Genomic DNA, 12,656 nt, shown 5'->3' on the forward strand with positions numbered 1-12,656 from the left:
GGCGACACAGGCCGGCGCGCAGAATCGGTCCGGACTTGAAGACCGGCCATCCCGTCACGACCTTTTGAAAGCTTGCCATGCAGCCGATTTCCCCCGCTTCCCTGTTGCCCGCCGACCTGGCGCAGGCCCTCCTCATCGGCCGCATCTGGCGTGACGGACCCTGCGTCGTCGCCGTGCGCGGCGGCGAGGTGGTCGACATCACGCAGACGGTGGCGACCGTGGCCGAGCTGTTCGAGCGCGGCGATGCGCTCGATATCGCCCGCCATGCGCCCGGTATCGCGCTCGGCTCCGTGCAGGCGCTGCTGGCGCAGGCGCTGGCCGCACCGGCAGGTGAGCCGCTGCTGCTGGCGCCGTGCGACCTGCAGGCCGTCAAGGCCTGTGGCGTGACCTTCGCCGTCAGCCTGCTGGAACGGGTGATCGAGGAACAGGCGGGCGGCGATGCGGCACGCGCCGCGAGCTTGCGCACCGCGCTGCAAACGACCCTGGGCGGCGATTTGTCCGCCTTAAAACCCGGCTCGGAGGCGGCGCAGCGCCTGAAACAGCAGCTGCAGCAGCGCGGCGCCTGGTCGCAATACATGGAAGTGGGCATCGGCCCCGATGCGGAAGTGTTTACCAAGGCGCAGCCGATGTCGTCGGTGGGCTGCGGCGCGCAGGTGGGCTTGCTGCCATCGTCCGCCTGGAACAACCCGGAGCCGGAGATCGTCCTGGCCGTCAACAGCCGCGGCGAGGTGCTGGGGGCGAGCCTGGGCAACGACGTCAACCTGCGCGACATCGAAGGGCGCAGCGCCCTGTTGCTGGGCAAGGCCAAGGACAACAACGGCTCCTGCGCCATCGGCCCCTTCATCCGCCTGTTCGACGAACACTTCACGCTCGACACCGTGCGCCAGGCCGAAGTGTCGCTGCTGATCGAAGGCGCGGACGATGGCTTTGTGCTCGAAGGCGCCAGCTTCATGCGCGAGATCAGCCGCGACCCGCTCGACCTGGTGCGCCAGACGGCGGGCCAGTACCACCAGTATCCGGACGGCTTCATGCTGTTCCTCGGCACCATGTTCTCGCCCGTGAAGGACCGCGGCGCGCAGGGCGGCGGCTTCACGCACCACCTGGGCGACCGCGTGACGATTGCCAGCGCCGCGCTGGGCGCGCTGGTCAACGACGTGCAGCGCTGCGATGCGATCCCTCCCTGGACGTTCGGCGTGCGCGCGCTGTACCAGAACCTGGGCCAACGCGGTTTGCTTTGATCCGATTATTTTAAAAAGAGAGACACCATGCAGCATGCAATCTATCCCAGCCTGGCAGGTCAGCGCGTCGTCATCACGGGCGGCGGCACCGGCATCGGCGTGGCCATCGTCGAGGCGTTCGCGCGCCAGGGCGCCCACGTCACTTTCTTCGACATCGCCCGCGAGGCGTCGCTGGCGCTGCAGGAAAAGCTGGCGCACCTGCCGCAGCCGCCCGTGTTCCGCTATTGCGACCTGACGGACCTGGCCGCCCTGGCCGCCACCTTCGCCGAGATCGAGCGCAGCGCGGGCGCCACGGATATCCTCGTCAACAACGCCGCCAATGACGACCGCCACCAGCTACAGGACGTCACGCCCGCGTACTGGGACGAGCGCATCGCCGTCAACCTGCGCCACCAGTATTTCTGCGCCCAGGCAGTGGCGCCGGCCATGCGCGCCAAGGGCAGCGGCGTGATCCTCAACCTGGGCTCGATTTCCTGGCACCTGGCGCAGGCGAACCTGTCGATCTACATGACGGCGAAAGCCGGCATCGAGGGTCTCACGCGCGGCCTGGCGCGCGACCTGGGTGCCGACGGCATCCGCGTCAACTGCATCATTCCCGGCGCCGTGCGCACGCCGCGCCAGGAGCGGCTGTGGCATACGCCGGAAGCGGAAGCGGTGATCCTGCAGGGACAATGCCTGCAGACGCGCGTGGAGCCGGAAGACGTGGCGGCGCTGGCGCTGTTCCTGGCGTCGGACAATGCGGCCAAGTGCGCGGGACGCGAATACTACGTCGACGCCGGCTGGTACGGCGCATGAACATTCCTGCCCAACGCCCGTCGCGGCGCTTCCGCTCGCAGGACTGGTTCGACAATCCCGAGCATATCGACATGACGGCGCTGTACCTGGAGCGCTTCATGAACTACGGCATCACGGCCGAGGAGCTGCGTTCGGGCCGACCCATCATCGGCATTGCGCAAAGCGGCAGCGACATCAGTCCCTGCAACCGCATCCACCTGGAACTGGCGCAGCGCGTGCGCGACGGCATCCGCGACGCGGGCGGCATTCCGATGGAATTCCCGCTACACCCGATTTTTGAAAATTGCCGCCGTCCGACGGCCGCGCTGGACCGCAACCTGGCGTATCTGGGCCTGGTGGAAATCCTGCATGGCTACCCGATCGACGCCGTGGTGCTGACCACGGGCTGCGACAAGACCACGCCGTCGCAATTAATGGCCGCCGCCACGGTGGACATTCCCGCCATCGTGCTGTCGGGTGGTCCCATGCTCGACGGCTGGATGGACGGCGAACTGGTGGGTTCCGGCGCCGCCATCTGGAAGGGCCGCCGCCAGCTGTCCGCCGGCCTGATCGACAACGACAAATTCCTGCAGATCGCCGCCGCCTCGGCGCCGTCGGCCGGCCACTGCAACACCATGGGCACGGCGTCGACCATGAATGCGCTGGCCGAGGCGCTGGGCATGTCCCTGACGGGTTGCTCGGCCATCCCCGCGCCGTACCGCGAGCGCGGCCAGATCGCCTACGAAACGGGACGCCGCATCGTCAACATGGCGTTCGAGGACGTCCGTCCTTCAAGCATCCTCACGCGCGCCGCGTTCCTGGACGCCATCATCGTCAACGCGGCCATCGGCGGCTCCACCAACGCCCAGCCGCATTTGATGGCCATGGCGCGCCATGCGGGCGTGGAACTGCATTCGAGCGACTGGATGGAACACGGCTACGACGTGCCGCTGCTGCTGAACATGCAGCCGGCCGGGAAGTACTTGGGCGAGCGCTTCCACCGCGCCGGCGGCGTGCCTGCCGTGATGTGGGAGCTGCAGCAGGCGGGCTTGCTGCACGCGGAGCGCTTGACGGTCACGGGCCAGACGATGGCGGCGAACCTGGCCGGGCGTGAAAGCGCGGACCGCGAGATGATCCGTCCGTTTGCCGCGCCGCTGAAGGAAAAGGCCGGTTTCATGGCCTTGCAGGGCAATCTGTTCGACTTCGCCATCATGAAGACCAGCGTGATCTCGCCCGCTTTCCGCGAGCGCTACCTGTCGCGCCCTGGCAGCGAGGGCGTGTTCGAGGCGCGCGCCATCGTCTTTGACGGTTCTGCTGACTACCACGCGCGCATCAACGACCCGGCCTTGGCGATTGACGACAGCTGCATGCTGGTCATGCGCGGCGCCGGCCCCGTGGGCTGGCCCGGTTCGGCCGAAGTGGTCAACATGCAGCCGCCCGACGCCTTGCTCAAGGCCGGCATTTTGAACCTGCCGACCCTGGGCGACGGGCGCCAGTCGGGCACCTCGGACAGCCCGTCGATCCTGAACGCGTCGCCGGAAAGCGCGGTCGGCGGCGGTCTGGCGCTGCTGCGCACGGGCGACATCATCCGCGTCGACCTGAACGCGGGCCGCTGCGACATGCTGGTCGAGGCACAGGAACTGGCGCGCCGCGCACAGGAACTGCCGCCGCCCGTCAACGACAGCGCCACGCCGTGGCAAGAGATCTACCGCGCCAGCGTGGGCCAGCTGGAAACGGGCGCCTGCATGGAGCTGGCGCTGAAATACCGCGCCGTGGGCCAGACCCTGCCACGCCACAACCATTGATGTAGGTCGGGTTGGCGCTCCGCGCGTAACCCGACACCACCACAGACATAAAATTTTTCAGCAGCACCCGCAGTGAAAAAACGTTGTTAATAAAATCCACAAGGAGACACACAATGAACAAGATCATCAGTGCAGCCATCATGACCGCCATGCTGGCATTGAGCAGCAGCGCCGCCCTGGCCGATGCGAAAAACCCGAAGATCGGCTTTTCCATCGACGATTTGCGCGTGGAACGCTGGACGCGTGACCGCGATTTCTTCATCGCCGCCGCCGAGAAGCAGGGCGCCAAGGTCTTCGTGCAATCGGCCGACGCCAGCGAGCAGCGCCAGATTTCGCAGATCGAAAACCTGATCTCGCGCGGTGTGGACGTGCTGGTGATCGTGCCGTTCAACGCCACAGTCCTCAACAACACCGTCAAGGAAGCGAAAAAGGCCGGCATCAAGGTGCTGTCGTATGACCGATTGATCCTGAACGCCGATATCGATGCGTACATCTCGTTCGACAACGAGAAAGTGGGCGAGATGCAGGCCGAAGGCGTGACCAGGCTGCAGCCGAAGGGCAATTACTACCTGCTGGGCGGCTCGCCCACCGACAACAATGCCAAGATGCTGCGCGAAGGCCAGATGAAAGTACTCAAACCGTTCATCGACAAGGGCGACATCAAGATCGTCGGCCAGCAGTGGGTGAAGGACTGGAGCGCCACCGAAGCGCTGTCCATCGTGGAAAACGCGTTGACGGCCAACGGCAACAAGATCGACGCCATCGTCGCCTCGAACGACGGTACGGCCGGCGGCGCCATCCAGGCCCTGGCCGCGCAAAAACTCGCTGGCAAGGTGCCCGTCTCGGGCCAGGACGCCGATCTGGCGGCGGTGAAACGCGTGATCGCCGGCACGCAGTCGATGACCGTCTACAAGCCGTTGAAAACCATCGCTTCGGAAGCGGCCAAGCTGGCCATCCAGCTGGCGCGCAATGAAAAGCCGGCCTACAACTCCAGCTATGACAACGGCCTGAAAAAAGTCAGCACGGTGCTGCTGAAACCAACGCCCTTGACCAAGGCGAATGTGAACATTCTCGTCGATGACGGTTTCTATACCAAGGCGCAGCTGGGTAATTAATCACCCGCCTGATGTCGGCTTACGCGCTGTGCGCTAAGCCGACCTACGATTGCCTGCATCGGCCGTTATCCGACAATCGCCGGCTCCGGAAACGCCGGTTGTGGTGTCGGCTGTCCGCATCGACCGTAGGTCGGATTAGCGACGCCTTGGCGTCGCGTAATCCGACATTTTCCCGTATCCGCAACGAGAGTGAGCATGTCCGACTATCTGCTTGAAATGAAAGGCATCGTCAAACAATTTGGCGGTGTCCGCGCGCTTGACGGCATCGACCTGCAGGTGCGGGCCGGCGAGTGCATCGGCCTGTGCGGCGAGAATGGCGCCGGCAAGTCGACCCTGATGAAGGTGCTGTCGGGCGTCTACCCGCACGGCACCTGGGATGGCGAGATCCTGTGGGAGGGCCAGCCCCTGCGTGCGCAATCGATCCGCGACACGGAAGACGCGGGCATCATCATCATCCACCAGGAACTGATGCTGGTGCCGCAGCTGTCCGTGGCCGAGAATATCTTCATGGGCCGCGAGCTCACCCTGCCGGGCGGGCGCATGCATTACGCGGCCATGTACCAGCGTGCCGACGAGCTGCTGCGCGAACTGAACATTCCCGAACTGAACGTGGCGCAGCCCGTGATGAATTACGGCGGCGGCCACCAGCAGCTGGTGGAAATCGCCAAGGCGCTCAACAAGAATGCGCGCCTGCTGATCCTCGACGAGCCGTCGTCGTCGCTGACGGCGTCGGAAATCGCCGTGCTGCTCGATATCCTGCGCGCCCTGAAAGCCAAGGGCGTCACCTGCATCTACATTTCGCACAAGCTCGATGAAGTGGCGGCCATCTGCGACACCATCGTCGTCATCCGCGACGGCAAGCATATCGCCACCACGCCGATGGCGCAGATGAACGTCGAGCGCATCATCGCGCAGATGGTGGGCCGCGAAATGAGCCAGCTGTACCCGCAACGCGCACAGCCGGCACCTATCGGCGAAGTGCTGTTCGAGGCGCGCCACGTGAGCTGCATCGATGCCGACAACCCGCAGCGCAAGCGGGTCGACGATGTGTCATTCACCCTGCGCCGTGGCGAGATCCTCGGCATCGCCGGCCTGGTGGGGGCGGGGCGCACGGAGCTCGTCTCGGCCCTGTTCGGCGCCTACCAGGGGCCATGCCAGGCCGAGGTGTGGCTCGATGGCCGGAGAATCGATACCCGCTCGCCGCAGAAAGCGATTGCCATGGGCCTGGCCATGGTGCCGGAAGACCGCAAGCACCACGGCATCGTGCCGGACCTCGATGTGGGACAGAACATCACCCTGGCCGTGCTGGAGCAATTCGCGCGCGCCACGCGCATCGATGGCGAGGCGGAATTGGCGGCCGTGCGCGGCGAGATCGCCCAGCTGGAACTGAAGGCGGCCAGTCCGTCGCTGCCCATCACGAGCCTGTCGGGCGGCAACCAGCAAAAGGCCGTGCTGGCGAAGATGCTGCTGACGCGCCCGCGCGTGCTGATCCTCGATGAGCCCACGCGCGGCGTCGATGTGGGCGCCAAATATGAAATCTACAAATTGATGCTGGCGCTGGCCGACCGGGGCGTGGCCATCATCATGGTCTCGTCGGAACTGGCCGAAGTGCTGGGTGTGTCCGACCGCGTGCTGGTGATGGGGGAGGGCCGCCTGCGCGGCGACTTTATCAACGATGGCCTGAGCCAGGAAACCGTGCTGGCGGCGGCGCTCGATCAGCGTCCGGCGCCCGCCACCAACACCGCTAACAAGGAACCCGCAGCATGAAACCGCACAGTATCAAACAGCTGTTCACCCAATACAAGATGCTGGCCCTGCTGATCGCCGTGGCGCTGATCTGGGCCTTCTTTTCGTGGAAGACGCAGGGCAGTTTCCTCACGCCGCGCAACCTGTCGAACCTGCTGCGCCAGATGTCCGTCACCGGCATCCTCGCCTGCGGCATGGTGCTGGTGATTATCGCCGGCGAGATCGACCTGTCGATCGGCTCCCTGCTGGGCTTACTCGGCGGCATCGCCGCCGTGCTGGACGTGACGCAGCACTGGCCGCTGGCGCTGAACCTGGCGGCGGTACTCGGCTGCGGCCTGGTGATCGGCCTGCTCAACGGCTACCTGACGGCGTACCGGGGCATCCCGTCCTTCATCGTGGGCCTGGGCGGCATGCTCGCGTATCGCGGCGTCCTGCTGGGCATCACGGGCGGCATCACGATCGCACCCGTCTCCGAGCCGATGGTCTACCTGGGACAGGGCTACCTGCCCGCGGTGCCCGGCATCGTGCTGGGCGTCGGCCTGTTCCTGCTGGCCGCCTTCCTGACGTGGCGCGCGCGCGCCAGCCGCGCGCAGCATGGCTTGCCGCAGACGGCGCCCTGGGCCGACGGCTTGCGCCTGGCCGTCATCGGCGCCGTGCTGTACGCCTTCGTGCAAACCCTGAACGGCTATGAAGGCATCCCGCTGCCCGTGCTGTTGCTGCTGGCCTTGCTGGGACTGTTCAGCTACATCACCAGCCAGACGGTGTTCGGCCGCCGCATCTACGCCGTCGGCAGCAATATGGAGGCGACGCGTTTGTCCGGCATCAACGTGAAAGCCGTCAAGCTGTGGATCTTCGGCATCATGGGTTTGATGTGCGCGCTGGCGGGCCTGATCAACACCGGCCGCCTGGCGGCCGGTTCGCCCTCGGCCGGCACCTTCAGCGAACTCGATGCCATCGCCGCCTGCTTCATCGGCGGCACCTCGATGCGCGGCGGCTCGGGCACCGTGTACGGCGCCCTGATCGGCGCGCTGGTGATGGCCAGCCTGGATAACGGCATGTCCATGCTGGACGTGGACACCTACTGGCAGATGATCGTGAAAGGCAGTATCCTCACCCTCGCCGTGTGGGTCGATGTCAGCACGCGGGCAGGGCGTCGTTAACCGTGAAACGATCTGGCACGCGAGGGGACACCATGAAACTGCCGACCGCGCACCGGATCGCGCTGCTGTTCAACGGGAACAAGATCTACGACCGCGACATCATCGCGGGCATCGCCGCCTACCTGAACACCACACGCGTGTCGTGGGACCTGTTCCTGGAAGAGGATTTCCGCTGCCGCCTGCCCGGCATCGAGCGCTGGCAGGGCGACGGCATCATCGCCGATTTCGACGATCCCGCCGTCTGCGCGGCGCTGGCGCACAGCCGCCTGCCCGTGGTGGCCGTGGGCGGCTCGTATGCGCGCGCGGAGGATTACCCGGCCGGCATCCCGTATGTGGCGACCGATAATTTCAAGATCGTCAAGCTGGCCTATGAACACCTGGTGGAAGCGGGCCTGAGCCGCTTTGCCTGTTTCAGTTTGCCCGAGGCCGACGTCAACCGCTGGGCGCAGGAGCGCGAAACGGCGTTTTGCGCCCTGATGCAGCGCGACCACATGCGCGCCGACGTGTACCGGGGCGTCGCCACCAGCGCGCCCTCATGGGACGAAGCGGTGGAGCAGCAGATCGCCTGGCTCAACAGCCTGGAAAAACCCGTCGGCATCATCGCCGTGAGCGACGCGCGCGCGCGCCAGCTGCTGCAAGCGTGCATGCATGCGGGCATCGCCGTGCCGGAGCAAGTGGCCCTGATCGGCATCGACAACGACCCGCTGGCGCGCATGCTCACGCGTATTCCGCTCAGTTCCGTAATCCAGGGCACCGAGGAAATGGGCCGCACGGCGGCGCACCTGCTGCACCAGATGCTCAATGGCGCGCGCCTGTCCGGCACGCGCATCCTGGTGCCGCCGGCCGGCCTGAACGTGCTCGCCTCCACGCGCCACCAGCCCTTCCAGCATCCGCAGGTGATGCAGGCGCGCCATTTCATCCGCCAGTACGCCTGCCAGGGCATCAAGACGGAGCAGGTGGCCGATTACGTGGGCGTCTCGCGCTCCTCGCTCGAAGCGCACTTCCGCCAGGAACTGGGGCGCAGCGTGCACGATGAAATCCTGCATTTCAAGCTCGATGCGGCCAAGACCCTGCTGGCGCGCGGACCGGGACAGGTGGCCGAGGTGGCCGTGCGTTGCGGCTTTACCACGGTGCAGTACATGCACGCCGTCTTCAAGCGCGAACTCGGTTGCACGCCACGCGAATTCCAGCAGCGCAGCCAGCCGCCGCCATGACGATGTTTACCTTGCACAATGCGCGCGGCATGCGCGTGGCCATCGACGCCCACGATGCCAGCGTGCGGTCCTGGTGGGCGCCCGACCGCTATGGCCGCCTGGCCGATGTGCTGGGCGCGGCGCCCCCTGCGGCGCGGTCGGCCAGGGGGTGGCGGTGCGCGCCGCCCGACGACGGCCACTTGCTGCTGCACCTGGCGCACGACGGCCTGTCGGTGCGCCTGGCCTACCGGCTTGATGACGATGGCAGCCTGCACCTCGACTGCGCCGCCACGGCCGATACGGTGTCCCGTTTCGCGCTTGCCGCGCCGCGCTTCAATCTGCAGGGTCATCATGCCGCCGTGGCCGACCATGTGCTGCGCCTGGCCGCCGACCATTATTGGCCTTGGTCCGGCGGCTGCGCCAGCGATGCTCCGCTCGATGTGGCGGGCAGCGCGTTTGACTTCCGCCAGCCGGCGCCGCTCGCATCGCGCCTGGCCTGGCCCGCGCTGGTGCACTTGCCGGGATTTGGGCATGACTTTTACTGGACGGGCAGCGGCCAGCTGCGCGAGGTGGCGCGGGTTGCCGATCCCGCTTCTGGCAGGGTCTTGCGTTTTTCCAGCACTCAGGACAGCTGCCATCTGTCTTCCGATGCGCGCTGTTTTTCCCTGCTGGCGCGGGGCGTGCAATTGCAGCCGGGACAGATGATGCGCTTCACGCTCGCCTACCGTTTGGGCGTACAGGATCTCGACGCGTTTGACATATCCGAACCGGTATCAATGATGTCAAATAAGTGATTGGTCAGATATGCGGGGCAGTTCTACCATGGGGTAGTTTTTCCCTCATTTATTTTTATCCTGACCGACGCTGCGAACCTGCCCATGAACATACTCACCATCGATGCCGGCACCACCAATACGCGTACCTTGTTGTGGCGCGCAGGCGCCGTCGTCGCCCAGGCGCAGCTCGAAACGGGCGTGCGCAATACCGCCATTGATGGCCATAACGGCGCGCTGAAACAGGCGCTGCGCGACACCATCGCCAGCGTGCTGGCCAGCGCCGGCATCGCGCCGTCCGAGGTGGGCCTGGCGCTGGCCTCGGGCATGATCAGCTCGCCCATGGGCGTGCGGGAAGTGCCGCATGTGCCGGCGCCCGCCGGCCTGGCCCAGCTGGCGCAAGGCATGCAGGCGGTGGACTTGCCCGATGTGCTGGCGCAGCCTCTGTGGCTGATCCCCGGCGTGCGCAATCAGCATGGTGCCGTCGGCCTGCATAACGTCGAGGCGATGGACATGATGCGCGGCGAAGAGACGGAAGTCATCGCGCTGCTCGAGCGCCTGCAATTGCGCGGCGCGGCGACCCTGATCATGCCCGGTTCGCATACCAAATTGATCAGCGTGGACGAGCAGCGCCGCATCCTCGGCTGCAGCACCACCATCGCGGGCGAGTTGCTGCAGGCGATCACGCAGCACACCCTGATCAAGCAATCGGTCGATGGCGGTTTTGCGCAAACCCTGGTGCCGAAAATGCTGCTGGCCGGCGCGGCCGCGGCGCAAAAAACGGGGCTGGCGCGCGCCTGTTTCAGCGTGCGCACGCTGGGCCAGTTCAGCGCCGTCGAATGCAATGAGCGGGCCAATTTTCTGATGGGGGCCGTCCTCAGCGGCGACTTGCTGGCGCTGCGCAACAGCACCGCCATCCAGATGCGGCCCGATACGCCGCTCGTCATTACCGGTAAGCCCATGCTGCGCCAGGCGCTCGGGCTGCTGATCGAAGAACACGGATTTTTTTATGGCAAGCGCATCATCGTCGACGACCAGCAGCAAGACTATCTGGCCGGTCACGGTGCGCTGCTGATCGCCGCCGCGCGCGGCTTGATTTCCCCGCAGGAGACAGTATGAGTGACAACAAGAACAAGCGTCCCTTGCGTTCGCAAGCGTGGTTTGGCGGCGACGACAAGGACAGTTTCATTCACCGCAGCTGGATGAAGAACCAGGGCTATCCCGGTGACGCCTTCGATGGCCGTCCCGTCATCGGCATCTGCAATACCTGGTCCGAGCTGACGCCCTGCAATGGCCATTTCCGCGACCTGGCCGAGATGGTCAAGCGCGGCGTGCTCGAAGCGGGCGGTTTTCCCGTTGAATTTCCCGTCATGTCGCTGGGCGAGACGAATCTGCGCCCGACGGCCATGCTGTTCCGTAACCTGGCCAGCATGGATGTCGAGGAATCGATCCGCGCCAACCCGATCGACGGCGTGGTGCTGCTGACGGGCTGCGACAAGACCACCCCGGCCCTGCTGATGGGCGCGGCCAGCGTGGACTTGCCCACCATCGTGCTGTCGGGCGGCCCCATGCTGAACGGGAATTACCGCGGCAAACCGATCGGCTCGGGCACGGACGTGTGGAAGTTTTCCGAAGACGTGCGCGCCGGGCGCATGACCTCAAACGAATTCAAGCAGGCCGAATCGTGCATGTCGCGCTCCGCCGGCCACTGCATGACCATGGGCACGGCTTCCACCATGGCCAGCATGGTCGAGGCGCTGGGCGTGACCTTGCCCGGCAACGCCGCCATTCCCGCCGTCGATGCGCGCCGCAAGCTGCAGGCGCAGCTGACGGGCCGGCGCATCGTCGACATGGTGCATGAAGACCTGAAACTGTCGCAGATCCTCACGCGCGACGCGTTTGAAAACGCCATCATGGTCAACGGCGCCATCGGCGGCTCGACCAATGCCGTGATCCACTTGCTGGCCATTGCCGGGCGCATCGGCGTGGACATGCGCCTGGCCGACTGGGACCGCCTGGGGCGCGACATTCCCTGCCTGCTGAACCTGATGCCGTCGGGCCAGTACCTGATGGAAGATTTTTACTATGCGGGCGGCCTGCCCGTGATCATCCGCGACCTGCTGGGCACATTGCATGGCGAGGCGCTCACCGTCACGGGCGCCAGCATGGCCGTCAACGTGGCCGAAGCGGAAAACTTCAATCCCGAAGTGATCACGCCGCTGGCGCAGCCGTTCAAGGACGAGGGCGGCATCGCCGTCCTGCAGGGCAACCTGGCTCCGCGCGGCGCCGTCATCAAGCCGTCCGCCGCCTCGCCGGAACTGATGCAGCACCGTGGCCGCGCCGTCGTCTTCAACAGCATCGAGCATTATAAAAAGCGCGTCGACGATCCCGCGCTCGATATCGACGCCAGCTGCGTGATGGTGCTGCAAAATTGCGGCCCGCAGGGCTATCCTGGCATGGCCGAGGTGGGCAATATGGGGCTGCCGAAAAAGCTGCTGGAGCAGGGCGTGCGCGACATGGTGCGCATCTCGGATGCGCGCATGAGCGGCACGGCCTACGGCACGGTGGTGCTGCACGTGGCGCCGGAAGCGGCCGTCGGCGGGCCGCTGGCGCTGGTGCGCGATGGCGACATGATTGAACTCGACGTGGCGGGACGGCGCTTGCACCTGGACGTCGACGAGGCCGAACTGGCACGCCGGCGCGCAGAGTGGCACGCGCCGCCAGCGGCCATGAAGGGCGGCTACCAGTCCATGTACATCAAGCACGTGACGCAGGCCGACGAAGGCGCGGACCTGGACTTCCTCGTCGGCTGCCGCGGCTCCGCGGTTCCGCGTGAATCACATTGAAAGAAG

The 12,656-nt window shown here is 65.8% G+C and carries 10 protein-coding genes; all 10 read left to right on the forward strand.

Annotation, left to right across the window (positions count from 1 at the left end; genetic code table 11):
- Positions 1–77: 77 nt before the first annotated feature.
- The 10 genes from ACP7DW_RS09475 (at position 78) to araD (ending at position 12,650) form a co-directional block, all read left to right on the forward strand.
- Positions 78–1,238: a fumarylacetoacetate hydrolase family protein gene (locus ACP7DW_RS09475; protein WP_426055168.1), complete on the forward strand. Its 1,161-nt coding sequence runs from the start codon at positions 78–80 to the stop codon at positions 1,236–1,238.
- A gap of 27 nt (positions 1,239–1,265) precedes the next feature.
- Positions 1,266–2,033 carry an SDR family NAD(P)-dependent oxidoreductase gene (locus ACP7DW_RS09480; protein WP_426055167.1) on the forward strand — a complete coding sequence of 256 codons (768 nt, stop codon included), beginning with the start codon at positions 1,266–1,268 and terminating at the stop codon, positions 2,031–2,033.
- The gene (locus ACP7DW_RS09485; RefSeq protein WP_426055165.1) at positions 2,030–3,817 is read left to right on the forward strand and encodes an IlvD/Edd family dehydratase; all 1,788 of its coding nucleotides are present in this window, start codon (positions 2,030–2,032) and stop codon (positions 3,815–3,817) included. The genes ACP7DW_RS09480 and ACP7DW_RS09485 overlap by 4 nt, the downstream gene beginning before the upstream one ends.
- 140 nt (positions 3,818–3,957) lie before the next feature.
- A complete protein-coding gene (gene xylF, locus ACP7DW_RS09490; protein WP_139174847.1) occupies positions 3,958–4,932 on the forward strand; it encodes a D-xylose ABC transporter substrate-binding protein in 975 nt (324 codons plus the stop codon).
- A 195-nt stretch (positions 4,933–5,127) separates the two neighbouring features.
- A complete protein-coding gene (gene xylG, locus ACP7DW_RS09495) occupies positions 5,128–6,699 on the forward strand; it encodes a D-xylose ABC transporter ATP-binding protein (protein ID WP_426055164.1) in 1,572 nt (523 codons plus the stop codon).
- Positions 6,696–7,838: a sugar ABC transporter permease gene (locus tag ACP7DW_RS09500; RefSeq protein WP_141171276.1), complete on the forward strand. Its 1,143-nt coding sequence runs from the start codon at positions 6,696–6,698 to the stop codon at positions 7,836–7,838. The genes xylG and ACP7DW_RS09500 overlap by 4 nt, the downstream gene beginning before the upstream one ends.
- Positions 7,839–7,870: 32 nt before the next feature.
- Positions 7,871–9,052, forward strand: a complete 1,182-nt coding sequence (locus ACP7DW_RS09505) for a XylR family transcriptional regulator (protein ID WP_426055163.1) — start codon at positions 7,871–7,873, stop codon at positions 9,050–9,052.
- Positions 9,049–9,825 (forward strand): hypothetical protein, encoded by a 777-nt coding sequence (locus ACP7DW_RS09510; RefSeq protein ID WP_426055162.1) that lies wholly within the window; start codon positions 9,049–9,051, stop codon positions 9,823–9,825. Before ACP7DW_RS09505 ends, ACP7DW_RS09510 begins: the two co-directional genes overlap by 4 nt.
- 84 nt (positions 9,826–9,909) lie before the next feature.
- Positions 9,910–10,923: a 2-dehydro-3-deoxygalactonokinase gene (locus tag ACP7DW_RS09515; protein ID WP_426055161.1), complete on the forward strand. Its 1,014-nt coding sequence runs from the start codon at positions 9,910–9,912 to the stop codon at positions 10,921–10,923.
- Positions 10,920–12,650: an L-arabinonate dehydratase gene (gene araD, locus ACP7DW_RS09520; protein ID WP_426055160.1), complete on the forward strand. Its 1,731-nt coding sequence runs from the start codon at positions 10,920–10,922 to the stop codon at positions 12,648–12,650. Before ACP7DW_RS09515 ends, araD begins: the two co-directional genes overlap by 4 nt.
- The last annotated feature ends 6 nt before the right edge of the window (positions 12,651–12,656 follow it).

The sequence above is a fragment of the Janthinobacterium sp. PSRC1-1 genome, from assembly GCF_049897525.1.
GTDB lineage: Bacteria > Pseudomonadota > Gammaproteobacteria > Burkholderiales > Burkholderiaceae_D > Janthinobacterium > Janthinobacterium tructae.